Source organism: Paraburkholderia sp. SIMBA_027 (genome assembly GCF_046535315.1).
Taxonomy (GTDB): Bacteria; Pseudomonadota; Gammaproteobacteria; order Burkholderiales; family Burkholderiaceae; genus Paraburkholderia; species Paraburkholderia tropica.
In genome coordinates, this window is the sequence record NZ_JAWRWY010000022.1 from 47,022 (window position 1) to 71,959 (window position 24,938).

Here is a 24,938-nt window from a genome sequence, read left to right on the forward strand (position 1 = left end):
TATCAAGCCCTATCAAGCGATATCAAGCCGCCACGGCTGCCGCCTCGTTCACGGCGACCACGCTCGTTTCTTCGTCGATCACCGCGGCGATCGCCTCTTCCACCGCACGCGCCGCCTTCCTCGTCTTGCCCGCGCGCGAAGGCGGCTGGCACGCGCCGCACACGACGCCCTTCTGCAAGTCGTGCTTGTGCGCCACGAACTTGCCGGTGCAGCGGCAACACGGCGTCAATTGCAGCATCTCGGCTTCGAAGAAACGTACCAGCGTCCACGCGCGCGTGACATCGAGCACGGGTTCGCCTTCGGTGCGTTTGCAATGTTCGAGATAGAGCCGATACCCTTTTGTGAGCGCATCGAGATGCGAACAACTGGCCTCGCGCCTGAGAAACAGATAGGTGTTGAAGAACAGCGAAGCGTGAATATTCGGCAGCCACGGCATGTACCAGTCGGCCGAAAACGGCAGCATGCCTTTGGGCGGCGACACGCCCCGCACTTCGCGATACAGGCGGATCAGCCGGTCGCGCGACAGGCTCAGCTCGCTTTCCAGCACCTGCATGCGCGCGCCGAGTTCGATCAGCGCGACGGCACGAAAGACCTCTTGTGCGTCCTCGGTGACGCTCCGGCGGGATATCGTATTCGTGATGGGCATGATGGGCAGCGTCTAGACCAGCAGTTCGACCGGGTGTCCGGCCATCAGAATCGCCGCGTGCGTCGAGACGATGTCGGCGTGCTTCGACGGCTGCACGAGCGCCGAGAGCAGCATCTGATCGTTGAAGCGGAACGCGCACAATAAATGATCCGACGTGGCGAGCTTCACGACCTGCGCGAGAGACAGTCCCGCCAGCAGATCGGCGACCTCCGCCGACAAGCCCAGCCGGAACATGCCCACCGCGCGGTCCTCGCGCAACATGCGCTGCGCCAGCACGAGATAGGAGAGATTGACGTCGCGAATGCTTTCCTGGATGTCGAGTGTATTCATGGTTTCTGGCCTCGATCATTGTCTATGAATGGCCACGCCAAACGCCTGAATGGCTTCATCGGAAAACTTCGCGTTGATGCGGTCTTATGCGGTCCGGATGCAGGCCGATGAATCAAGCGCGGTGAATGTTTGCATTTCCAGATTAGTCCGCGTCTTCAGGTGCGGTCAATATTCACACGAATGAATTTAATCAATCGCCCGTCATCGATTGGTGAAGAGTCGTTATCGCGCCGACGGTGATTCGGGCATGGAACTTTCTTCCTCGCTCGATGTGTCGGCATTTAAGTCTTCATGTGTTGAAGTGACCGGTCATTTGTACTGCGCTTTTGATTGCGAATGATGCGCCGCGCTAAGATGGCGCATCGACTGAACGCTTGAGCGCTATGCCGGACGACTCCGGCTAAAGAGACGCTACAGAGACCACCAAAGACCCGAGCCATGAAAACCCACCGGCCACCGATTCAAAACGCAATTCGCGCGAGCGACTCGCTGGTATTCGAATTGATTCGCATGCCCGAGGGTCCGCTTGACCGCGCCGCGTTATTCGCGCTTTATCAATCGGCGCTGCATGCACATATCGACCGGGCTTTCGGCTGGGACGACGCATTTCAGCAAGCGCGCTTCGATAGGTCGTATCACGATGCCGATATCGAATTGATCGTTCAGGGACAGGAAACTCAAGGGCGGGAAATCGCGGGCTATCTCGCGCTGACAAGCGATACAGACGCGCTTCATCTCTCGTTGCTGATCCTGAAGCCGGCGTTTCGCAATCGCGGCATTGGCGGCGCGATCATGCGAACCCTCATGTCACGGGCGACGCAATCGAATCGGCCATTGATGCTGTCGTGCTTCCTGTGCAATCACGCCGCCATGCGCTTTTACGAGGCGCTCGGTTTTCAGCCCGTGGAGCGCGACGCGCATTTCGTCACGTACCGCTTTGCCGCGAGTGACAGCGACGCTGCCTGAGCGGCCGCTCAGACCTTGCTCAAGCTCTGCCGGAACTGCTGCGGCGTGCTGCCGAACGCGCGCCGGAACATCACCGCGAACGTGCGCACATCGGCGTAACCGAGCGCCTGCGCAACATCGCCGGGCGCGTGGCCGACCGAGAGCCTCGACAGCGCGTCTTCCAGACGCAGCCGCTCGCGCCATTGCACGAAGCTCATCCCGGTTTCCTGGCGAAACAGCCGCGCGAGCGTGCGCACGCTCGCGCCGGTACGCTCGGCCCATTGTTCGAGCGTGTCGGCGTTCGCGGCATCGGCAATCAGGCTGTCGCAGATCGTGCGCAGTCGCGGGTTCTCCGGCAGCGCGAGGCGCACCTCGTCGTCGGCCGCGGTGGGCGCGCCCGCGAGGCGCTCCGCCAGCAGATGCAGGATCAGCGGCACGATCAGGGCCGCCCGCTGCTCGATGGCTTCCGCATCGCTGCCCTCACCCGTCGCGCACATCGACAGAATGCTCGCGCGCAGCAGATCGTCGAGCGCGATCATCCGGCAATCGCTGCCGAGCGGCGGCAGCGCCTCCGGGTCGATATAGAGCGTGCGCAGCGCGGTCTGGCCGACCATGTGCAATTCGTGCTCGATTTGCGTTCCGATGAGCAAGGCCATGCCCGGCTTGAGCATCCACAATCCGCCCGGCGTGATGACGCGCACGATGCCGCCCGCCGCATAGATGAGCTGCGCGCGATGATGAATGTGGGCAATTTCGTGGGCGCCGTCTGCGTAGCCAATCGCTTGCGCGATCACCTTTTTGGCAGCGGCACTCTGTCCGAAGGTCTGGAGCCGAGGTACGGCCATGTCTTATTCGATGACAAATATGGGGCGTGAGACGTCTGATGCGCCAAAAATGTCCTTTTTGACGACAAAGTTGTCCTGACGTAAGTCAGTGCCTCCGATTATAGTGCGTCTGGGCCCGCTTTCGCGCCGCCTTGACCTGCCGTACTCCCCACGGTTTTGCCCATCGAGCGCCACCAAGAGCACGCATTATCGCCTTTCAGTTTGTAATTACGAATCACTCTCATTCACATTCCTCCAACGCAGCGAGTCAATCACATGAAAACCGGGGTACGCGTTTCAAGCGCGTTGAGCAATGCCTTGCTGTTCTGCCTGTTGAGCGGCTTCCACGCCGCCCAGGCGCAAACCGCGACGACGACCAGCAGCACCACGAATAACAACACCACCACGACCGGAACGACCGGCACGGACGGGCAGTTGCCCGCCGTCAAGGTGACGAGCAACCGCGGCAACCACGCCACCGGCGCGGCGGACGGCTATGTGGCCGTCACCTCGGTATCGGCGACCAAGACCGATACGCCGCTGATCGAAACGCCGCAGTCGGTCTCGGTAGTGACGAGCGACCAGATGACCGCGCAAGGCGCGCAGACCGTGGCCGAAGCGCTGCGCTACACCGCCAGCGTGACCTCGGAGATTCGCGGCGCCTCGGCCTCGGGCGCGCCCTATCTCTTCAGCCGCGGCTTCTACCTCGAACAGTTCCTCGACGGCGCGCGCATTCCGAGCGACGTCAGCTTCGGCTACGCGATCCCCAACTTCGACCCGTACGGTCTCGAACGCATCGACGTGCTGCATGGTCCCGCCTCGGTGCTCTACGGCCAGGCCAACCCCGGCGGCGTGGCCAATCTCGTCAGCAAGCAGCCGACCACCACGCCGATCCACGAAGTGTTCTTCACGACCGGCAGCCACAATCGCGTGCAGGCGGGCTTCGACCTGGGCGGCGCGCTGACCTCGGACGGCAAGCTCTCGTATCGACTGACCGGCACCGGCCTCGACTCGACCACGCAGGTCAACGGCACGCGCCAGAAACGCATCTACATCGCGCCCGCCGTGACGTGGAAGCCCGACCAGAACACCACGCTCACGGTGCTCGCGAAGTATGAGCGCGATCCGGACGTGGGCTATTACAACTTCGTGCCCGCCGTCGGCACGGTGCTGTTCAATCCCGCCGGCAAGATTTCGTCGCATACCAATGTCGGCGATCCGGATTTCGATCATCACTCGCGCACGCAGCTCTCGCTGGGCTATCAGTTCGAGCATCGCTTCAACGAAACCTGGACGGTGCGCCAGAACACGCACTACACCTATGTGAAGGACGACTTCACCAACGTGTTCCCGTACGGCTACGCCTCGGGCTCGAACACGACGCTGAACCGCTACACGTTCTACAACCGCGAAAGCGCGAAGGTCTTCACGATCGACAACCAGGCGCAGGCGAAATTCTCGACCGGCCCGGTCTCGCATACGGTGCTGGCCGGCTTCGACTTCCAGCGCGTGGTCTACGGCGAAGACGTGGGCGCGAACTTCGCGGCGTCCTCGCTCGACGTGTTCGATCCGGTCTACGGCAACAACACGATGCCGTCCGAGACCTCGTACGATCACATCCGCCAGAAGCAGCTCGGCGTGTACGCGCAGGACCAGATGGCGTTCGGCAAGTGGCGTTTCCTGATCGGCGCGCGTGAAGACTGGGTCGACGCCGACGACAACAACCCCGTCACCGCGACCTACGAGGCGCAATCCGCGCGCGCGTTCACGTGGCGCACCGGTCTCGTCTATCTGTTCGACAACGGCATCGCGCCCTACGCGAGCTTCTCGAAGTCGTTCGATCCGCAGGTCGGCGAACTGTATGGCGGCGGCATGGCCAAGCCCACCACCGCGCAGCAATACGAAGTGGGCGTGAAGTATCAGCCGACGGGTTACAACAGCTTCGTCACCGCGTCGCTCTTCAACCTGACCGAACACAACGTCCTGACCGCCGACCTCGATCACTCGGGCTACTACACGCAGGCGGGCGAAGTGCGCGCGCGGGGCCTCGAACTCGAAGGCCACGCGAGCCTCACGAACGATCTGAACCTGATTCTCTCGTACACGTATCTGAACGACGTGACGACCGAGTCCAACGACACGGCGACCACCATCAGCGGCACCACCACGTCGCTGCAAGGCAAGAGCGTGTGGGGCATTCCGCGCCATACGGCATCGGCCTGGCTCGACTACACGCTGCACGGCGGCCCGCTGCGCGGCCTCGGCTTCGGCGGCGGCGTGCGCTACATGGGCGCGACCTACGACGAGACCAACACGATCCACGTGGGCGCCGTCACCGTGTTCGATGCGACGGTTCACTACGACACCGGCAAGCACTGGCTGTTCTCGGTGAACGCGAAGAACCTGTTCAACCGCGAGTACGTGGCATCGTGCTTCAGCTCGACGACTTGCACCTACGCCGACGGCCTCGAAGTGATCGCGTCCGCGCGTTATCGCTGGTAAGGCAAGGAGGCGCGTGTTGACCGACATGGCATCGACTGAATCGACTCAATCGTCTCAATCGTCCGACGCGCACGCAGCCCGCGACGCCCACGCTCGCGCGGCGCGGGCGGCGGCGGCGCCCGCGCCGCTGTTCGAACTCGAAGGCGCCGCCTTCGAGGCGGACGGGCGCGTCCTGCTGCAACCGCTCGACCTCGTCCTGCCCGCTGGCCGCATGACCGCGCTGATCGGTCATAACGGCTCGGGCAAGAGCACGCTGATCAAGCTGCTCGCGCGCCAGCAGGCGTGCACGCGCGGGACGCTGCGTCTGCGCGGCACGGCGCTGGGCGACTGGCCCGCGCGCGAGTTCGCGCGGCAGGTCGCGTATCTGCCGCAGAATCCGCCCGCCGCGACCGACATGACCGTGCGCGAGCTGGTCGCGCTGGGCCGCTATCCGTGGCACGGCGCGCTCGGCCGCCTGAGCGCCGACGATCACGCGCATATCGACGAGGCGCTGCGCCTCACCGACACCGCGCGTTTCGCCTCGCAGCTCGCCGATCACCTCTCGGGCGGCGAGCGTCAGCGCGTCTGGCTCGCGATGCTGGTGGCGCAGGCCGCGCCCTGTCTGCTGCTCGACGAGCCGACGTCGGCGCTCGACATCGCGCATCAGATCGAGGTGCTGCGCCTGCTGCGCACGCTGACCGACGAGCGCGCGCTCACGGTCGTGATCGTGCTGCACGACGTCAATCTCGCGGCGCGTTTCTGCGACGACATGATCGCGCTGCACAGCGGCCGCCTGCTTCAGTGCGGCACGCCCGACGAAATGATGGACGCCCGCGTGCTCGAATCGATCTATGGCATTCCGATGGATATCTTGCCGCATCCTCATAGCGGAAGCCGGCTTGCGGTCGCGCGCTGACATGCAGCGACGCACCTTGCTGCGGCGCGCCGCGCTGCTTCCGCTTCTGTGCCTCGACATGCCGCGCGCGTTCGCGGCTTCCGGCGCTTCTGCTGCTTCCGCGGCCGCTTCTGCTGCGCCATCGGTGCCCGCGCGCGCGCCGCGCGTCGTCGTGCTCGATTGGGGTCTCGTCGAAACGCTGCTCGCGATGGGCGTCATGCCCGCGGGCGTCGCCGAGATCGACAGCTACAACGCGAGCGTGGTCGCGCCCGCCGTGCCGCGCGGCGTGACCGACGTGGGCCTGCGCCTCGCGCCGAGCCTCGAACTGCTCCAGCAGATCGCGCCGGACCTCATCCTCATCAATTCGAGCCAGGAATCGCAGCGCGAGATGCTCGAACGCATCGCGCCCGTGCGCGCGTTCGCGGTCTATACCGATGCGGGCTCGCCGTATCGCCGTTCGTGCGAGGTGACCTTGCAGCTCGGCAAGCTGTGCAAGCGCGAAGCGGCGGCGCAGGCGCTGATCGACGGCACGCAGCACGCCATCGAGACGGCGCGCGCTCGACTCGACCACGCGCGTACGAGCGCGCACGACGCACTCGGCCCCGCCGCTCCGCTCTACCTGATTCGCTTTTTCGATGGCCGCCACGTGGGCGTCTACGGCGCACGCAGCCTGTTTCAGGACGTGATGGACGCGCTCGCGCTGCGCAACGCGTGGCGCGGCCCGACCGATTACTGGGGCATCGGCGTGGCCGGTCTCGAACAACTGGCCGGCGCGCCCGACGCGGGCCTGCTCTATTTCGACCCGCTGCCCGCGGGCGTGGACCGCCAGCTCGCGAGCAATCGCCTGTGGCGCGCCCTGCCGCCCGTCGCGGGGGGACGCGTGGCCGCGCTGCCGCCGTTCTGGGGCTTCGGCATGCTGCCCTCGGCGGCGCGCTTTGCCGATGCGCTCGCCGACGCACTTACCGCTGCACTCGCCACCGCGCCCCACGAACCGTCCGCCCTGCGCGACCCGCAACACACATGAATACTGCCCGTCTCGCTCCGCCGCGCCTGCTTCGCTGGCTTCCGCACGGCTGCCTCGCCGCCTTGCTGACGGCCGCGCTGCTGGCCACGGCGCTCGCGCTGAGCCTCGCGAATCTCGGCGCGCTGCTGCCCGCCGCGCAATGGGCGCACGCGCTGCGCGCGCCGCTCGGCATCCAGCAGATCGTCGTGCACGACAGCTGGCTGCCGCGTCTCGTCGTGAGCTGGCTGTGCGGCGCGATCCTCGGCCTCGCGGGCACGATCTTCCAGCAGGTGCTGCGCAATCCGCTCGCCGAACCGATGACGCTCGGCGTATCGGCAGGCGCGCAACTCGCGCTTACGATCGCGACGCTCGCCGCGCCCGCGCTCGCCGGCGCGGCCGGTTCGTGGATCGCGCTCGGCGGCGCGTTCGGCGCCGCGCTGCTGGTGTTCGGCCTCGCGTGGCGCAGCGGTCTCGCGCCCGTGCCGGTCGCCGTCGCGGGCATGGTCGTCACGCTCTATTGCGGCTCGATCGGCGTGGCGCTGCAAATGTTCTACGCGCCGTATCTGCGCGGCCTCTTCATCTGGGGCGGCGGCTCGCTCGTGCAGCAGGACTGGCGCGCGGCGACGATGCTCGCCACGCGTCTCGCGATCGGCGGCGCGGCCGCGTTCCTGCTGCTGCGTCCGATGACGCTGTTCGGTCTCGCCGATGCCAACGCGCACAGCCTCGGCCTGTCGCTGCGCCGCATGCGTCTGCTGGCGCTCGCGCTGGCCGTGATGCTGAGCGCGGCGGTGGTGAGCGCGGTGGGCGTGATCGGCTTCATCGGTCTGGCCGCGCCGCCGCTCGCGCGCATGGCGGGCGCCCGTCGGCTCGGGCAGCGTCTCGTGGCTGCTCCGCTGTGCGGCGCGCTGATTCTCTGGGTCGCCGATCAAGCGGTGCAGCGCTTTTCCGGCGTCATGGGCGACCTGCTGCCGACCGGCGCGGCGACCGCGCTCTACGGCGCGCCCGTCATGCTGATCCTGCTCGCGCGCATGCAGCGCGGCGCGCGGCTCGTCGCGCCGCCGTCGGCTTCGCTGGCCGGACACGGTCGGTCCGCTTCCGCTACCGCGCTGCGCTGGCGTTTCGCGGCGCTGATGCTGGCGCTGCTCGGCGCACTCGCGCTGAGCCTCGTCTTCGCGCGCGGGCCGCAAGGCTGGCACCTGAGCGGATGGAGCGAGCTGGCGCACGTCACGATCTGGCGCGCGCCGCGCGCGCTCGCAGCGCTGGCCGCCGGCGCGATGCTCGCCATCGCGGGCACGCTGATGCAGCGCCTGACCGGCAATCCGCTCGCCAGTCCCGAACTGCTCGGCGTAAGCGCGGGCGCGGCGCTCGGCCTCGTCGCGCTGGTGACGGGCCTGAGCGGCTTGAGCGGCTTGAGCGGCTTCATCGGCGCGAATCACGCCACCCGCTTCGCGGCGACGAGCCTCGGCGCGCTGGCCGCGCTGCTCGCGATCCTCGCGTTCTCGCACCGCTCGCGCTACGCGCCCGAGCGCGTGATGCTCGCGGGCGTGGCGATCGGCGCGCTGTTTCAGGCCGTGGTGGCCGTGTCGATCGCCGGCGGCGGCGAGCAGGCGGCGGCGCTGCTGCAATGGCTTTCGGGTTCCACCTACACGATCACGCCCGCCGACGCCGCCCTCGCGCTCGCGCTGTGCGTGGCGCTCTGCGCGTGTCTGCCGTTCACGCAGCGCTGGCTGCAGATCCTGCCGCTCGGCGACGCACCCGCGCGCGCACTCGGCGTGCCGATGCGCGGCGCGCGTCTCGCGCTGCTCGCCCTGATCGCGCTCCTGACGGCGGCGGCCACGCTGATCGTCGGGCCGCTGTCGTTCGCGGGGCTGATCGCGCCGCATCTCGCGCGCCTCTTCGGCGCGCGGCGGCCGCTCGCGCAACTGGCGCTCGCCGCGCCCACGGGCGCGCTGACGCTCGTGATCGCCGACTGGCTGGGCCGCACGCTGCTGATGCCGCGCGAACTGCCGGCCGGGCTGGTGGCGACGCTGATCGGCGCGCCGTATCTCATGGTGCTGCTCGGCCGCCGCCGCTGAACGACACGCGACTCGACACACGAATTACCGATCTTTCTGGGGAACCCGATGTTTGTGCAACTGCTAAGACTGCTTCGCCGCCTGTGGCCGATCACCGTGCTGGCCACGCTGATGGGCGCGGCCAGCGGCGTCGCCACCGCCGCCCTGCTGGCCGTCACCAACCGCACGCTGCAAAGCGGCCACGCGCTGCCCGCGCTGCTCTGGAGCTTCGCGGGCCTGTGCGCAATTGCGCTGATCGGCGAAGTGGTGTCCGACATCGGCAACAACATCGTCGGGCAGCGCGTGATCGCGATGTTGCGCAAGGATCTCAGCGAGCGCATTCTCGCGGCGCCCATCGGCCAGATCGAGCAGTTCCGCAGCCATCGCCTCGTCACCGCGCTCAATCAGGACATCGATACGATCAGCGGCTTCTCGTTCCTGTTTTCGAGCCTCGCGATCGCAACCGCGACGATCATTGGCTGCCTCGGCTATCTGCTGGTGCTCTCGCCCGTCATGCTGCTGGTCGCACTCGTCGCGATCGCGCTCGGCTCGGTCGTGCAGACGCTCGCGCGGCGCGCGGGCATCGCGCGCTTCGGTCTCGCGCGCGCCGCGGAAGACCGCTTGCAGAAGCACTATCGCTCGATCACCGAAGGCGCCAAGGAGCTGCGCCTGAACGGCCCGCGCCGCCGCTTCGTCTACGAGCACGAACTGAGCGGCACGATCGACGACATCCGGCGACTGCGCGTGCGCGCGGCAAATGTGTTCGTCTCCGCGAATGCGTTCGGCTCGCTGCTGTTCTTCATCGTGGTCGGCCTGATGCTCGCGTTTCAGAACGGCGTGGCGGGCGCGGATCGCGCGGTCACGACCGGCTTCGTGCTCGTGCTGCTCTACATGAAAGGGCCGATCCAGGAGATCGTCGGCGCGTTGCCGGTGATCGGCCGCGCGCAGGTCGCGTTCCAGCGTATCGCCGATTTGCAGGCGCGTTTTTCGACGCGCGAGCCCGCACTCGTGGCCGCGGAAAATACGCAAACGGCAGCGAAGGCGACGACGAGCACCATCGACTGGGAAAACTTCACGACGATCTCGCTCGATCACGTGCATTACCGCTTCGCCGCGCCGCCCGCCGCCGACAAGGACGTCGCCGGCAACGACGCGGCGAACCACGCCCCCGGCGGCTTCGAACTCGGTCCCGTCGATCTCACGATCGCGCGCGGCGAAACGCTCTTTATCGTCGGCGAAAACGGCTGCGGCAAGACCACGCTGATCAAGCTGCTGCTCGGCCTCTACCGGCCCGACGCGGGACGTTTGTGCGTGGACGGCCAGCCCGTCGACGACCGCGATCTCGACGCGTATCGCCAGCGCTTTTCCGCGCTGTTCTCCGACTACTACCTGTTCGACACGCTGATTCCGGGCGAAGCGCGCCTCGGCGCCGACGCGCAGCGTTACCTCGAACGTCTGGAGATCGCGCACAAGGTGCAGGTGCGCGACGGCGCGTTTACGACCACCGACCTCTCGACGGGCCAGCGCAAGCGCCTCGCGCTCGTGCATGCGTATCTCGAACAGCGCCCGGTGATGGTGCTCGACGAATGGGCCGCCGATCAGGACCCGACGTTCCGCCGCATCTTTTACACCGAGATCCTTCCGGACCTGAAGCGTCAGGGCAAGACGCTGATCGTGATCTCGCACGACGACCGCTACTTCGACGCCTCGGACCGCTATATCCGCATGGAAAACGGCCGCATCGTCGAGGAAGTGCGGCCGCAGCGCGCCGCGCGCACCGGCACGCTTTGAAGTTCGCGCCCAAGACCTGAACCGACCCTCGCGTGGAGGCCATACCGCATGTCAACCATCGTCACGCAACCGGATTCGACACGACGCTACGGCGCGCGACGCGCGCGCAGCACCCGCAACACCCGCGCCGCTTCGCTCACGCCGCTGTTCACGACACATCGGCTCACGCGCAGTTTCCCCGCGCCGCTCGTTATGCCAGGCGCGGGCGTGCTGCATGTGTGGCGCTTTCGCGCGAGCTGGCTGCCCGTCGCGATTCACGAAAGCGAGCATTGGCTCTCGGACGCCGAGCGCAACCGCGCGCGCCTGCATCCGAACGCCGCGCAGCGCCATCGTTATGTCGCGAGCCGCATCATGCTGCGCTGGATCGGCGCGAATCTCTGCGGGCTCGCGCCGCGCGATGTTTCGATCGTCGACGAATACGGCGAGCAGCGCGGCGCGCGGCTCAAGGTCGGCGATGAGCATCTGAATGTCGATATCGCGTTCGCGGGCATCTGGGTGCTGATAGCGATCGGGCAAGCCACGCTCGGACTCGGCGTCGCGATGCCGCGACCGGGCGGCGAAACGCAGCAGGCCGCGAGTCAGCATCCGCAGCGACGCGCGAGCGCAAACGTGTGGGACACGCTGCGCAACAGCGTACGGCGCACGCAGGACGAGGCACGACAGCGCCATGCCGCGCGTTTCGCGAGTATGTCGGCGGCGATGCAGCGCACGGACATGGCGGCGTCCGGCGCGTCGCTACGCATCGACAGATCGGACCCGCTCGATGCACCCGATGCACTCGACAAGCACGGCCCCGCCCTCTGGCTCGATCTCGACGATGCAGGGCGCTGGCATGTGATCGATCTGCCGATGCCCGGCGAGATTCACGGCGCGATTTCGCTGGCGCAGCGCATCGAGCAGATTCACGCGGTCGGCTGGTTCGGGCCGTAATTGAATGAAATTGAATGAGCGCGGCGCAATCGATCGATGCGCGCGCAAAGACCCTGTACGCAATAGTGCTTTCGATCGGTCATCAAAAATCGAAATTCACCATTGCGAACAACGTGCTTCATTATCAGCGCCGCCTTTCCTAAACTTGGCAAGACATGGCGCGGACTCGAATTCGCGCCGTCGATACACGGCATGGCGTTTTATCTGCGCTACCGCGCATGACGAAAACCTCGTTTTGCGTCGTTTATGTCGAAAATTCAGTCCAATAATGGAGGAGCAAATCATGAAGCCCATTACCAGCACGCTGTTCGCAGCCGCTGCCGCCACTGCTTTGTTGATGTCGGGCGCGGCATTCGCGCAAAACAACACGCTCGCGACGCCGAGCGTGAAGTCGCCGGTCGCGCCGCCCGCAAGCGGCTATGGCACGCCGGGCCTCGCCAATTCCGATAGCGGCGCCGGTACGTCGAATGCGAATCAGGCGAATGGCGCGAATTCGAACGCGACGTCGATCGCGCCGGCTTACGGCACGAACAACACGCTCGCAACGCCTTCCACGAAGTCGCCTTCGGGTCAGTAAGCCGCGCAATCAATCGCAATGGATTGACGCCGTCGCCATATAAAAAACCGCTGCCTTCACGGGCAGCGGTCTTTTTATTGCAAGCGGCTTCAGGCGACGCTAACCCGCGCGTACGACTTTCGGCTGAAACGCCTTGAGACGCGAGCCATCGCCCGCGGCTTCTTCGCGCGGCGCGAGCGTCGAAAGATAGCGCAGACAGCACACGCGCAGAAACGACGCGAAATTAAACGGCTCGTCGCCGCGCAGCGCGTGCAATTCGTCGTAAAGCTTGACGGCGAATTGACTCGTGGTGAGTTGCTCGCGATGCGCGATTTCCTGCAGCACATCCCAGAACAGATTTTCGAGTCGCACGGTGGTCACCACGCCGTGGATGCGTAGCGCGCGCGTGCGCGGTTCATAAAGAATGGGATCCGCGTTGATATAGATTTCGCACATTTGGACCGCTCCTGTTTGTGCTGTCGGGTTCGCGCCGGAGCACTGGCGCCCTGCGCACCACGCATTACATTGCGTAATAGTCTCAAATCCTGCACTGCCAGGCTAGCCATTCCTGCACGCGTGCGCCGCGAACCTTAAAGCGTAATACGCGTGCCGAGCAGCGCGAGGAATTGCGCGAGCCAGTTTGCGTGCGAGGTCCACGCGGGCGCGGTCACGAAATTGGCGTCGGTGATCGCGTCGGGCCAGTCGAGCGCCACATACTGGCCGCCCGCGAGCTTGACCTCGGGCGCGCAAGCCGGATACGCCGAAATCCGCCGCCCTTCGATCACGCCCGCCGCCGCGAGCAGTTGCGCGCCGTGGCACACCGCGGCGATCGGCTTGTTCGTTTCGGCGAAATGACGAACCCAGGCAATCACGGTTTCGTTGAGCCGCAGATATTCGGGCGCACGGCCGCCGGGCACGAGCAAGGCATCGAATTTCGCCGGATCGATCGACGCGAAATCGGCATTCAGCGTGAAATTGTGGCCGCGCTTTTCCGTGTAGGTCTGATCGCCTTCGAAGTCGTGAATCGCCGTGCGGATGACGTCGCCCACGCGCTTGTCGGGCGCGACCACCGACACCGAATGACCGACCGCCGCGAGCGCCTGAAACGGCACCATCAATTCGTAATCTTCCACGAAGTCGCCGGCGAGAATGAGAATGCGCTTGGACATGTTCCGTTTCCTGTCTGTGATGCGGTGATGAGCGGGAATGCGGAAAACACTGTAGCAAGCGTTGAAGCGCGGCGGGTAATAGGGGGTTAAATGCGAGGGGGTTAAATGCGAGGGGGTTAAATGCGAGAGGGTGAAATGCGAGAGGGTTAAACGCGCACGGACTTTTCGACGCAGGGCGGCGGCAGTCGTCGCTAATAGAGCGTCTTCGTGCCAGAGATCGGCAGGACCGTGCGTCCGCCCACCTGAGGCGCGCTGCCGGGCCGCGTGCCCACGCCCTGCACGGTCGCCGCGCCACGCACGAAGGTGAGGAGAATGGTCTCCGCGCGCGGGTTCGGCTCGCCGCGCGTCAAGGTTGCAGCGTAGCGCTGCCAGTCGGGGTCGTCGAGCTTGAAGAGGCAGCCCGCCATCAGCGCGAGCGAAGTCGGATTCAAGGTCTGCGCGGCTTCGAGCCGCTTGAGCAGACGCACCGCGCCAATCCAGTCGGCGTAGCGGATATGCAGACGCACCGCCGCGAGACACACCGGCGGCCATTCCTCACAGAGCACGTCGATGCACGCGAGCAGATCTTCCAGCTCATCGCGCGAGGCGCAGGACAAACCCAGGTCGAATATCTTCAGCAAGAGCGCGGTGACATGCGCCGGGCATCGCCGGTATGAGGCATCGGTGATATCGGCCGCAATCCGATCCAGCATGACGTTAAGGCACTCCGTCGAATTCATGGCAAAAAGCGCCGATCGTCGCGACGCAAACCGCTTGTGGATCGATTGTGAATCGATCCGCAGCGCATCGCCACGCGAAACTTCGCAAACTCATACATCGATTCCGCTGCCGACCCGGCGTGCAAACCGGGGCCCTATATCGTCAGGAGAGTCAAGGCGGTGCCATTCCGCCTGCCTGCCCTGCATCGTCAGGCTCATTGCACTTTCGCGGAGGTCAGATGAACGATTTCACCGTGGGCACCACCGTGCCCCAAAGCACCGGACAAAGCACCGACAGCCTGATCAACTCGCAGTTGCAGACCACGCAGCAACTCGAACAGGAGATCGAGCAACTCCTCATGGAGATCACGCAGGAAGAGAACTCCGGTTCGGATTCAGGCTCGGGCAGCGGCACGAACACGGGCACCAACACGGGGACGAACACCGGCACGACCACGCCCACCACGCAGACCACGCCCACGACCGACAATCTCACGCAGATGGGCAGCGCGGCGCAGCAGCAAGGCGCGCAAACCGGCATGCAGAATTTCCAGAAGAGCGACCCGACCGACTTCAACGCGTTCATGAGCGCGCTGCAATCGGGCGACGGCAACAAGGCCACGCACATCCTCGCGGACGCCGTGCGTTCCGGCAAGCTCGATCAGAGCGACGCCGCCGCCATCGGCAGCGATCTGCAGCAGACCGCGAACGAAAACGGCGGCGGCAAGATCAACGGCAGCGCACGCGACGATCTCGCCAATGCACTCGGTCAGGACGTGCTCGCGAAGGGCGAAACGCGCGATCAATACGCCATGCAGCAGATGATGGGCCTCAAGGCATAGCGCCGTCGAACGCCCGCCTTCATGGATCTGGACGCCTCTTTTCGACGCCCGATGAAAGTACCTCGCTCCTCCCTTCCGTCTCGTGGTGATCGCGCGCTACTGTCCGCCTGCGCGCTTCTCGCCCTTCTCGCGCTGAGCGGCTGTGCGACGTCTGCGCAACCGCCTACCGCGAACGATTCGTTGCCCGCCGATCTGCGCGCCTCCCCGAACGAAGTCCTCAAGGAAGTGCTCACGGCGAACGGCGACCAGACCTATGTCTGCCGCCGCACGCCGTCGGCGGTAGCGGGCGGCTCGCAGTTGCTGTGGGCCGAGCAAGGCTCCGAAGCCACGCTGGTCGCCGCCGACAAGCAAAGCGCAGGCACCGTCGTGCCCGGCCCGCACTTCATCGCCTACGACGGCAGCTATGTGATCGGCACGCCGCTCGCCGAACATCAGATCGGCGCGAACACGCTCACGTGGGTGCGCTACAAGGCGAAGTTCGACGCCGCGCGCCGTCCAGGCGAAGGACGTTTCGCCGATGTCACGTCGATCCAGCGCATCGATACCAAAGGCGGTCTGCCGCCTCAGCCCGATTGCACGGTCGAAGGCGTGCGTCTGCTGGTGCCGTATGCGGCGACGTATATGATCTATCGCGAGCAAAGCGCCGCACCGCTGACCACTTCATCGGCCACTCCAACGGCCAACCCGGTCGACTAGGCGGCGCGCGTGCAAACCGGCCTCTTTCTCACCATGCCCGCACCGCAACCGCAGGCGGCGGCCACGCTCTACGCGCGCGCCATCGACATGGCGGAAGCTGCCGATCAACTCGGCTTCTCGCACTTCTGGCTCGCGGAGCATCACTTCACGAACTACTCGGCCTCGTCGCGGCCCTTGCAACTGCTCGCACATATCGCGGCCCGCACGCGCCGTCTGCGTCTGGGGCCCGCGATCATCCCCGTGCCGCTGCATCATCCGCTGATCGTGGCCGAAGAACTCGCCACGCTCGACGTGCTCTCGCAAGGACGCGCCGAAATCGGTCTCGGCTACGGCTACCAGGCCTATCAGTACGAGCGCTTCGGCGTCCGTCGCGAGCGCACCGCCGGGCGCGATGAAGAAGCGATCGACGTGTTGCTGCGCGCTCTGCGCGAGCCCGTATTCGATTTCGACGGCGAGCACTTCGCGATTCCCCGCACGCAACTGGTTCCGCAGCCGCTGCAGCCACGCATGCCCGCGTGGCTCGTCGTGAATTCGAGCCGCCGCGAATCGGTCGCGCGAGCGCTAGCGCGGGGCGCCAATCTCTTCACCGGCGTGCTCGAACCAATCTCGCGCCTCACCGACATGCGCACGCACTATCCCGATCTGTTCGCGCCGTGGCCCGCGACGCGCGTCGGCACGCAGCGGCCCGTCTATGTAGCACAAAGCGAGGCCGAAGCGAGCGAGGCCATCGAGCACGCACGCTGGAACGGGCGCGCGACGCTGCGTTTGCGTCATGGCGAAGGCAACGTGATCGACGGCGTCGTGCCCGATGCTGCGTTTCCCGACGAACCGACGGAGCGCGTGTTGCGCGACGACTTTCTGGTGATTGGCACGGCCGACGAATGCATCCACCAGCTGCGCCGCATTCGCCGCGGGCTCGGCTGCGATTACTTCAGCGCGAGCTTCTGGTTCGGCGCACTGCAACACGCGCAAGTCATGGCGTCGATGCGCCGTTTCGCCGCCGACGTGCTGCCCGTGCTAGTGGAAGATACGCAACGCGAGCGAGCGGCCGCGCAAACGGCGGCGGAGCGCGATGCGTGGAAGCCCGCGCTCGCGTGGTGACGCCAGGGTTGCGCCAGGGTTGCGTCAATCGATCAAACGCGCTGGCCGGCGGCCGCGACAATCGCCATGAGACGTCGGCCCATCGCATCCAGTTTCGCGCGCTGCTGCTGCGCGTAGTGCCTTTGCTTCGCGCGCAAACGCTCGCGCACGCCGGCATGCTCCAGTGAATCGATTGCGTCGATGCAGCGTTGCAGCGCGTCGTCGGCATCGCAGTGCGCCAGCCAGCTTTCGCAATCGGCTTCGGCCAGCAAGCGGTCGATACGCGTATCCATCGAAAGCCCGAACACCGGCACGCCGTGCGATAGCGCGAGCACGCTCGCGTGATAACGCGTCGTCACCACGCACTGCGCGTGCGCGACGGCACTCGCAACCTCATCCAGCACGCGCTCGCCGCGCACCACGCACGCTGCGTCGAACGGCAGACGCGCCGCCAGATCGAGGCACGCCGCGCGATCCACCTGCTCCATCCCCACGATCACCGGCGTATAGCCACGCGCGCGCAACGCGGTGGCGCCCGCAGCAAAGCGCGCGAGATACGCCTCGTAGGCACTCTCCCGCTCGTCATCCCACGTATGAAAGTGCAACAAGCCGTATCGATGCGGCGAGGTCTCGCCACGCGCGTCGAGCGCACGGGCGCGCGCAGCATCCGCGCGAACGGGCCACCAGAACGGATTGGTGGGACACAACGCAGCGACGCGCGAGGCACGCGAAACAGCAGGCGCGCGCCACGTCCACGCGGTATCCGCGCCCGCGATCGTCTCGACGCCCAGCTCGCGCAACTTCACGCGGGCCTGCGCGTTACGGCAGATCACGTGTCCGGCGCGCGCGGCATGATGCGCGACGAAACGTGTGAGCGGCTCGCTCATCGCACCGCTATCGACGCCATACGACACGGCGGGCAAACCATACGCGTGCGCCAGTGCGATGCCGCCAATCAGAATCCCCGACAACGAATCCGAGAACTTCGACGTATAGGTCGAACCCTCCACATTGACGACGAGATCCGCTTCACGGATCGCCGCGTCCAGCGCGTCCGGCACATAGGGCAAGGTGGGCGCGAGACGGGGCGTTTGCGCCAGCACCGCATGATCGAACACATCGCCGAGCGCGAACAGCGTGAGCACAGGTTCGCGCGGCGCGAAGATCCGCCGCAACTGTGCGATCGTTTCGATGGTGCGCAAGTCCGCGCCGGTATTGCCCGCGCCGTGATAACCGAGCAAAAGCACGCGCGGCCTGGCGGCGTTTGCAGCGGCACACGCGCGATCTGAACCAAGATAGCGCGCCGCGTCGATGCGCGCCTGCATGTCGTCGAGAAAGACCGTGTCGGGCGCGGCAGCGCTCGCGTAGCGATGCAACGCGCGATACGAATTGCGAACGGGGTCGTCGAATTGCGGCCAATCCATCATGCGCCTCCCACTGCACGAACCAGTTGCTGCATCTGCGCCGCGCCCGAATGGGCGTCGACGGCCAGCGCCACGAGCGTCACGCCCGCGTGCATGCGCGCGGCGTTCAACGCGGCGTCGAGCGCGTCCCGATTATCGACACGCCGATACGCGAGTCCAAAACCCTGCGCCAGCGCCGCGAATCGCAGCGTGTACGGATTGCGGATCGCGCGGCGAAAACCCGGCTCGCGCGCGACGGGCAGAAAATCGAAAATCGCCCCGCCGCCGTTATCGACGATACAGATACACGCCGGCGACTCGATGCGCTGCGCCAGAGCCAGCGCGCCAAGATCGTGAACGAAGGCCTGATCGCCAATAACTAGCAGACCCGCGTCGCGGCGCGCCAGCGCTTCGCCGAGAAACGTCGCAATCGTGCCGTCGATCCCGCTCACGCCACGATTCGTGTAGAACACCTGATTATTGTTTCGGACGTCGCAACCGATATCGGCGTGACGCACCGCCATCGAATTGCCCACGTGGACGAAGTCGAAACCCGGCGCATCGAGCACGCGATGCACGGCCGCGACTTCGCCCCACGCGAGCGAACGCACGCACGCGCGCCGCTCACGTGCCGAATATGCCGCCACGCTCGCCCAACGCTCGCGCCAGCGCCACGCGACGGCCTGGCCGGTGCGCGTCGTGGCCTGCGCCGCATTTGACAGCGCGCGCGCGAGCGCATCGAGCGTAGCGCGATTCGGCGCAACCAGCACGTCTCGCGGATCAAGACCCGGGTGCAGGTAATCGCAGGCAATGCTCGACGGCGCGACACGCAGCGTGGGCGCGTCGCCATGTTGCTCGAACCACGCATGCAACGCGGGAAGCACGGGCGCAAGGCCGAAGCGAATCACCAGATCGGGACGCGCATCGGCAAGACGCGCCGTGCCGAACACGTCGAAAGCGTTGACGATCAGCGCGCCGGGTTCGCCGCGCGCTGCCGCTTCAGGACTCAATGCGCCGGGTTGAGCGCGCAAGCCACTCGCGGCATCGGCGACGACGGGAAAACCCGTCACGCTGGCAAGCGCGAGAATCGCGTCGAGCGGCACGGCGGGCTCCGCACCCACGACGATCAGGCCCGCCATTCCAGCGACTCCAGCAGGCGATTGCGAAGCATGGCGCTCGCGCGCTCGCGCCAACACGCGCGCTACGGCTGATTCGATTTCATGCGCGCCGTTATCGGCATCTTGTGCGAAGCCGCTGTCGTGCCACGGTTGCATGGCCACCGCCCACGTCTGCGCAGAAACGCCCGACACTTCCATCGCATCGTAGACGCCTGCGAGCGGCACGTTCAGATGCACGGGCCCACGCGTGCGGCGGTGCGGCGACGGCAACGCATCGGCGCGTGGCGTGTCGGTCGCATCATCGCCCTGCCCAAGCATCGCGCGCAACACCTGCGCCACGTTCGCGCGCATCGCGTGCACGGCTTCGGGCGTATCGCGCGGATCGTCGAGGTCGACCTGCGCGCGCATGAACGCGCGCGTCGCGCCGCAATGATCGGCCATCTGCCCGAACGATGCGCCACGCAAGCTACGCGGACGATCACAGGTGATCGCCACGAGCGCGATATCGCAGGCCTCGGCTTCGATCAGAGCGGGCAGTGCGTTCGCAATTGCGGACCCCGACGTCGTCACCAGCGCAACGGGTTCGCCGCTCGCTTTCGCGAGACCCAGCGCGACGAACGCACCGCTGCGCTCATCGCTGCTCACCATCTCCACGGCGATGCGCGCGTGACGGTCGAGCGCGAGGCACATCGCGCTCGCGCGGCCGCCAGGGCACAGCACTGCGCGGCGCACGCCCGCCGCCTCCAGTGCGGCCACAATCGCGTCGACCCACGCGGCGTTGAGCGAGGGCTCGGGCCCGTGCTGCGTTTCAGGCACACTCGCCATCACGCCACCTCGAACGACGATCGGATCGCGATCGTGCGCGCACCGTCGTGGTGGTTCGCGTCGCGCGGATCGTGTCCCGCGCGCTCGGCCACGATCATCGACTCCATGATGCGGCGCGCGCGTATCGCGCCGCGATCGATCGGCAGCAAGGCGGGTTGCGCGGCCCAGAAATCCGCCTCGCCAATGCATGCCTGCTGCGCTTCGAGCATCGGCAAGTCCTCCAGTTCGAAGGGCTTCATCAAGCCCTCCACCGCATAGCGCACGAGCGCGCGGCCCTCGTCGCCCATCGCTTTCGGCAAACCGAACGCGAAGAAATAGTGCGTCGTACAGGCCGTTTCCGGCGTGAGCCAATGCGCCGATGGCGCGATGCGTCCGGCCTCGCGCGGCTGGCCCGCGCCGGTCACGCCCACCACGATCGTGAGCAGACCCGGCGGCGTCCATTTGACGTCCATCCAGCGATCCACGCAGGTCCCCGCCGCAATGCCGAATCCGTCCGCCACGAAGGGCTGCAGGATCTCCCCGAACACCGCGCGGCGCACCCACACGGTCTCGCCGAGACTACCCGACTGCACGTCGCCGCTAGCGATCGCCTCGCTTCCCAGCGTATCGGGATGCAGAAACTGGAAATGGCTGAGGTCGAGCAGATTGTCGGCGCTGAGCTGATAATGCGCGCGCGTTTTCAGGTAGCCATGATGCGTGTGGTTCTGCGCTGGATCGACGAAATCGAACGCGGGCAGCAACGCGATATCGGCGCGCGCGGCTTCGCCAGGCCAGAACCAGACTGCGCCAAAGCGCTCCACGACCGGATACGCGCGGACGTGTGCCTGCGCGGGCACGCGGCCGTCGCCGTGCGGATTGTGCACGCAGCGCCCCGCGCCGTCGAAACGCAGACCGTGGTACGGACATTCGAGCACGCCGCCGACCACGCGTCCGCGCGACAGCGGCGCGAAGCGATGCGCGCAACGGTCGTCGAGCGCATGCGCCGCGCCCTCGCTATCGCGATACAACACAACGGGACGATCGAGCAGCGTGCGCGCCAGCGGCGTCGCTCCGTTCAATTCATCGCTGAATGCGGCCACATACCAGGCGTTTAATAGAAACGACATCAAAGCTCCCATCCACGGTCTATTGCAGGTCTTTGCGCGACATGGCGCAAAGCACAAAAAAAGCTTTAAAGGCCGCAGCCGGTCATTCAAACCGGCTTGCATCGCGGCTGAACGGCTTTTGCGAGGCGATGGCGCGACGTGCACGCGGCTTTTTGCCGATCGAGTGTAAAGCGCGTTTTTCGCAGCCAGTTTCAATAAAGCTCATTCGGGTGCGAAGCGGCCCCACGCGATGCGTAGACGCAACCCTCAAAAAGTCTGAACTTCCCTTTCCGATCTGAAAGATTCCGCTAAGCCTTATCCATCAATCCTTTATGCGCATCGCCCGTCAGGATTACCGCTCCATTCACGCGAAGGCGCAATAAATACCGACTTGTTCGATGAAAAGGATTTCATGTGCCGGCCCAAGCAATTAGCCACTTTCGCCAGGCAAACGTTTGATTGCCGTCCTGGACGGGGTTTTATTCCTCATCCGACGAGAAATTTCCGCGAAACAATTCCTTACAACCCTGATTTATGAACAACCGTAGTTTTCGCCATACGCGGTTCAAAGCCGCATCCATGAAATAACAAATGCGGCGCTTGAAGCCTCGCTATTGGAGAGCAAGTTGAAATTCGCTGTTTTGACTAACGACCGAAGGCTGTTCAATCTGATCTGCCTGTGCTTTCTCGACGAATTGATCGAATGCAGCTGCTTCAGCGACGACGTCGCGCTCACGCGCGCCATCTATCGCGAGGACTATCAGGCGATCATCGTGGATGCCGCCACCGGGGTCGATCCGAACCGCGCCGTGTTCGCGCGGCGGGCCTGCTACGACGATCGACGCGCCCCGCTGATCGTGGTCGGCGCGTTCGACGGGCGCGCGGACATCGAACAGGCCTTCGATGCGGGCGCCGACGACGTGGTGCGCTCGCCCATCGACCGCAGCGAACTGGCCGTGCGCACGCATCTCGCGCGCCGGCGTTTCGAAGCGGCTTCCAGCGCGCGCGCCGACGGCGAGATTCGCTTCGGACCGTACCGGCTCGACCGGCGCGCGGGCACCGTGCAACTCAACGGCCGCCCGATTCGCCTGACCGTGCGCGAATTCGCGATCGCGTGGCTGCTGTTCTCGCGCACGGGCGAATACGTGAGCCGCCGTACCATTGCGGGCGCGATCTGGAGCAGCACGGAAGACATCGTCGGGCGCACGCTCGAACAACACATTTACAAGCTGCGCAAAAAGCTCGAACTCAATGGCGAGGCCGGCGTGCAGTTGCGCACGATGTACGCGCACGGCTATCGCATCGAGATGGGCGACGAGCAGGAGGACTGCGTGCCCGCCGAGGCCACACAGAGGGCACAAAAGGCTCGCACGGCGCCCCCTGCACCCGCCCTCGCCCTGACCCTGCCGGAGCACGACAGCGCGCCCGTCGCGCGCCCGACGCGCGTGCTCGACGTCCATCACAGCAGCAGCGAAGCGGCCCGCCAGGCGCAACCGTGGGCCGTGGAAGCCACCGATTGCGCGCCGGGCTATCAGGCCAGTTTCAACGCCGATTTCACGGCAGGCTACAGTGCCACGCGCACGCCCGATTGCGTCATGCCATACAGCGGCACACCGCGGACCGATAACCTCGCCGCCCACGCCGCGAACGAGCGCGAAGCGAACTGCGCGCCCGCGTTGTCGCCGCGCGCGGCCCGGCTCGCCAATGCGCGGCGGCGCAATTGAACGAACTCGGCGCGCCATGCCTCAGAGATCCAGCACGCGCGGCGTGAGCAGGAACACGCGCTCCATGTGCGAATGCGTGTCGCTGTTGTTGCGGAACAGCGCACCGATGATCGGAATCTTCGACAGCCCCGGCACGCTCGTCACGCCGTTCGAGAGGTTGTCGGTGCTGTAGCCCGCGATCAGCAGACTCTCGCCCTGCCCGACCACGGCCTGTGTATTGATCTCGCTGCTCGTGATGACGGGAATGCTGTCGACCTGCTGCCCGGTAAGCTGACCGTCCTCGATATGGACGTTCATCTTGATGCGCACCTGGCCGTTCTCGTCCACGACCATCGGCAGCACGCGCAGCGAAACGCCCGTGGAAATGCTGTAAAGATCCGCCGACGTATAACCCGACACGCGCACGAAGAAGCGCGTCTTGTTGTCCATCACGGCTTCGACGTTGTCGAGCGTCGCGACCTTCGGCGTCGCGTCGATTTTCGCCTTCGAGTCCTCCGCCGACGCATTGATGCGCGCGAGCAGATACCGCCCCGCATCGCCGAGCACTGCGGTCAGCGACGCGCCCACGGGCGTCGCCTGCACGACGGTCGTGCCGTCCGCGAGCGTGGTCGTGCCGAAGTTCGGATTGATATTGCCGTCATAGCCGTTCTGCTGATAGGTGCCCGTGCCGGTCTGGAAATCCAGATGGCTGTTGTGCGCGCGCCAGTCGATGCCGATCTGTTGCAGCAGGTTGTCGTCGATCTCGACGATATGCGCCTCGATCTCGATCAGCTTGGGCCGCGTATCGAGTTGCCCGATCAGCGACGCGTACTGGTCGATGCGCTGCGGCAGATCGCGAATCAGCACAGTGTTGGTGGTCGGATCGGGTTGAATCACGGGCAAGGTCAGATCGCCGCCGCTCGGCGATGTCCCTTGTCCGCTGCTGCCTGGCGCATTGGCGTAGCCCACGTTGCCCGCTGCGCCCTGGCCCGGCGCAGGCGTGCCGCTGATGAGACCGCCGAGACTCGCATCCGCGCCTTGTGGCATGTTCTGCGGCAAGGGCGGATTGAGCGAGCCGCCGCCCGACGTGCCGCCGCCCACATCGGCCATTTGCGGCACGCGCTGCATGTTCGGCGACATCGCATTCTGCGAGCCGTTCGCGCCGCCGCCCTCCTTCTGCTTCGCGTGATACATGTTCGAGAGCACCGTGGCCACGCCGGGCACCGTGATAGTGTTGCCGTCGATCTGCACCTTGTGATCGGCGGCCCACGCATTCTTGAGCTTGAATACGCGGATCACCGAACCGGTGCGCCGTCCCGCACTATCGTCCAGACGTCGCGCCACTTCGGCCACCATCTGCACATATTGCGGCGGCCCGTTCACGATCGCCGTGTCGCCGGCTTCGTCGTAGACGACGGGAAAGCGCCGGTCCTCGATGCCGAGCGACTGCAGCGCGCCACGCAAATCGCCCGGCGCGGCGTGATCGAGTTTGATGACCTGATGCGTGACATCGTTTGCATTACTGATCGACAGTACGCTGCCGTCGTAGAACCACACAAAGCCGAACGTCGAAGCGAGCGTGTCGAGAAAGCGTTGCGGCGACATATCGAAGCGGCCCGTCACGGTGCCCGCGACGTTGTTGGCAATCGAAGCCGCCACGCCCTGGCTCGCGGTGAAGTCGCGCAGCACGTCCTTGAGGTCCTTGCCTTCGACGGCGACATGGACCGTCGAACTGCGCCAGCGCACCGGCGCGGCGCTGGCCGTGTCGAATGGCGCGAGCGCCAGCGTCGCCGCGAGCCACGCGGCGCAAAACAGCGTTTTCGATTTCATGGAGTCGATCGTGATAATTGAACGAAGGTGCAAG

The 24,938-nt window shown here is 65.7% G+C and carries 22 protein-coding genes; 12 read left to right on the top strand and 10 right to left on the bottom strand.

The window, feature by feature from the left end; translation table 11 throughout:
- Positions 1-22 precede the first annotated feature (22 nt).
- Both flhC and flhD read right to left on the bottom strand, forming a co-directional pair.
- Positions 23-646 carry a flagellar transcriptional regulator FlhC gene (gene flhC / locus SB764_RS32625; protein ID WP_410865953.1) on the bottom strand — a complete coding sequence of 208 codons (624 nt, stop codon included), beginning with the start codon at positions 644-646 and terminating at the stop codon, positions 23-25.
- A gap of 12 nt (positions 647-658) precedes the next feature.
- Positions 659-976, bottom strand: a complete 318-nt coding sequence (flhD, locus tag SB764_RS32630) for a flagellar transcriptional regulator FlhD (RefSeq protein WP_074982114.1) — start codon at positions 974-976, stop codon at positions 659-661.
- Positions 977-1,414: 438 nt separating this feature from the next.
- Between flhD and SB764_RS32635 the strand changes: the two genes are divergently transcribed.
- A complete protein-coding gene (locus SB764_RS32635) occupies positions 1,415-1,942 on the top strand; it encodes a GNAT family N-acetyltransferase (protein ID WP_080180808.1) in 528 nt (175 codons plus the stop codon).
- Positions 1,943-1,950: 8 nt separating this feature from the next.
- On the opposite strand, the gene SB764_RS32640 is transcribed toward SB764_RS32635, so the two are convergent.
- Positions 1,951-2,766 carry an AraC family transcriptional regulator gene (locus SB764_RS32640; protein WP_183707294.1) on the bottom strand — a complete coding sequence of 272 codons (816 nt, stop codon included), beginning with the start codon at positions 2,764-2,766 and terminating at the stop codon, positions 1,951-1,953.
- A 255-nt stretch (positions 2,767-3,021) separates the two neighbouring features.
- On the opposite strand from SB764_RS32640, the gene SB764_RS32645 reads away from it, so the two are divergent.
- The 7 genes from SB764_RS32645 (at position 3,022) to SB764_RS32675 (ending at position 12,476) form a co-directional block, all read left to right on the top strand.
- Positions 3,022-5,247, top strand: a complete 2,226-nt coding sequence (locus SB764_RS32645; protein ID WP_410865954.1) for a TonB-dependent siderophore receptor — start codon at positions 3,022-3,024, stop codon at positions 5,245-5,247.
- Between the two features lie 13 nt (positions 5,248-5,260).
- Entirely contained in the window at positions 5,261-6,142 is an 882-nt protein-coding gene (locus SB764_RS32650) for an ATP-binding cassette domain-containing protein (protein ID WP_321942323.1), read from the top strand.
- Position 6,143: 1 nt separating this feature from the next.
- Entirely contained in the window at positions 6,144-7,145 is a 1,002-nt protein-coding gene (locus tag SB764_RS32655) for an ABC transporter substrate-binding protein (RefSeq protein ID WP_410865955.1), read from the top strand.
- On the top strand, positions 7,142-9,199 hold the full coding sequence (fhuB, locus tag SB764_RS32660) for a Fe(3+)-hydroxamate ABC transporter permease FhuB (RefSeq protein WP_410865956.1): 2,058 nt from the start codon (positions 7,142-7,144) through the stop codon (positions 9,197-9,199). Before SB764_RS32655 ends, fhuB begins: the two co-directional genes overlap by 4 nt.
- A gap of 48 nt (positions 9,200-9,247) precedes the next feature.
- Positions 9,248-10,969, top strand: coding sequence for a cyclic peptide export ABC transporter (locus SB764_RS32665; RefSeq protein WP_322007073.1), 1,722 nt, complete (start codon positions 9,248-9,250; stop codon positions 10,967-10,969).
- Positions 10,970-11,017: 48 nt separating this feature from the next.
- The gene (locus tag SB764_RS32670) at positions 11,018-11,899 is read left to right on the top strand and encodes a 4'-phosphopantetheinyl transferase family protein (protein WP_410865957.1); all 882 of its coding nucleotides are present in this window, start codon (positions 11,018-11,020) and stop codon (positions 11,897-11,899) included.
- A gap of 283 nt (positions 11,900-12,182) precedes the next feature.
- Entirely contained in the window at positions 12,183-12,476 is a 294-nt protein-coding gene (locus tag SB764_RS32675; RefSeq protein WP_065061006.1) for a hypothetical protein, read from the top strand.
- Positions 12,477-12,575: 99 nt separating this feature from the next.
- Here SB764_RS32675 and SB764_RS32680 read toward each other — a convergent pair whose 3' ends face one another.
- The 3 genes from SB764_RS32680 to SB764_RS32690 all read right to left on the bottom strand — a co-directional run bounded on the left by SB764_RS32680 (position 12,576) and on the right by SB764_RS32690 (position 14,316).
- Positions 12,576-12,911, bottom strand: a complete 336-nt coding sequence (locus SB764_RS32680) for a ribbon-helix-helix domain-containing protein (RefSeq protein ID WP_065060764.1) — start codon at positions 12,909-12,911, stop codon at positions 12,576-12,578.
- Positions 12,912-13,045: 134 nt separating this feature from the next.
- Positions 13,046-13,624: a DJ-1/PfpI family protein gene (locus SB764_RS32685; protein WP_110327298.1), complete on the bottom strand. Its 579-nt coding sequence runs from the start codon at positions 13,622-13,624 to the stop codon at positions 13,046-13,048.
- A 191-nt stretch (positions 13,625-13,815) separates the two neighbouring features.
- Entirely contained in the window at positions 13,816-14,316 is a 501-nt protein-coding gene (locus SB764_RS32690; protein ID WP_065060766.1) for an HrpB1 family type III secretion system apparatus protein, read from the bottom strand.
- 245 nt (positions 14,317-14,561) lie between these two features.
- Between SB764_RS32690 and SB764_RS32695 the strand changes: the two genes are divergently transcribed.
- The 3 genes from SB764_RS32695 to SB764_RS32705 all read left to right on the top strand — a co-directional run bounded on the left by SB764_RS32695 (position 14,562) and on the right by SB764_RS32705 (position 16,961).
- Complete coding sequence (locus tag SB764_RS32695) at positions 14,562-15,164, top strand: hypothetical protein (RefSeq protein WP_065060767.1); 603 nt, start codon at positions 14,562-14,564, stop codon at positions 15,162-15,164.
- Between the two features lie 180 nt (positions 15,165-15,344).
- On the top strand, positions 15,345-15,860 hold the full coding sequence (locus SB764_RS32700; RefSeq protein WP_183039888.1) for a DUF3455 domain-containing protein: 516 nt from the start codon (positions 15,345-15,347) through the stop codon (positions 15,858-15,860).
- A gap of 9 nt (positions 15,861-15,869) precedes the next feature.
- Positions 15,870-16,961 (top strand): LLM class flavin-dependent oxidoreductase, encoded by a 1,092-nt coding sequence (locus SB764_RS32705; protein WP_176081291.1) that lies wholly within the window; start codon positions 15,870-15,872, stop codon positions 16,959-16,961.
- Positions 16,962-16,993: 32 nt separating this feature from the next.
- Here SB764_RS32705 and SB764_RS32710 read toward each other — a convergent pair whose 3' ends face one another.
- The 3 genes from SB764_RS32710 to SB764_RS32720 are packed head-to-tail and all read right to left on the bottom strand — an operon-like array spanning position 16,994 to position 21,392.
- Entirely contained in the window at positions 16,994-18,367 is a 1,374-nt protein-coding gene (locus tag SB764_RS32710; RefSeq protein WP_410865958.1) for a polysaccharide pyruvyl transferase family protein, read from the bottom strand.
- Positions 18,364-20,286, bottom strand: coding sequence for a 2-succinyl-5-enolpyruvyl-6-hydroxy-3-cyclohexene-1-carboxylic-acid synthase (gene menD, locus SB764_RS32715; RefSeq protein WP_410865959.1), 1,923 nt, complete (start codon positions 20,284-20,286; stop codon positions 18,364-18,366). Before menD ends, SB764_RS32710 begins: the two co-directional genes overlap by 4 nt.
- A complete protein-coding gene (locus tag SB764_RS32720) occupies positions 20,286-21,392 on the bottom strand; it encodes an aromatic ring-hydroxylating dioxygenase subunit alpha (RefSeq protein WP_082991988.1) in 1,107 nt (368 codons plus the stop codon). Before SB764_RS32720 ends, menD begins: the two co-directional genes overlap by 1 nt.
- 605 nt (positions 21,393-21,997) lie before the next feature.
- Here SB764_RS32720 and SB764_RS32725 point away from each other — a divergent pair.
- Complete coding sequence (locus SB764_RS32725) at positions 21,998-23,095, top strand: response regulator transcription factor (RefSeq protein WP_321891255.1); 1,098 nt, start codon at positions 21,998-22,000, stop codon at positions 23,093-23,095.
- Between the two features lie 21 nt (positions 23,096-23,116).
- On the opposite strand, the gene sctC is transcribed toward SB764_RS32725, so the two are convergent.
- Positions 23,117-24,904, bottom strand: a complete 1,788-nt coding sequence (gene sctC, locus SB764_RS32730) for a type III secretion system outer membrane ring subunit SctC (protein WP_074982095.1) — start codon at positions 24,902-24,904, stop codon at positions 23,117-23,119.
- Positions 24,905-24,938 lie beyond the last annotated feature (34 nt).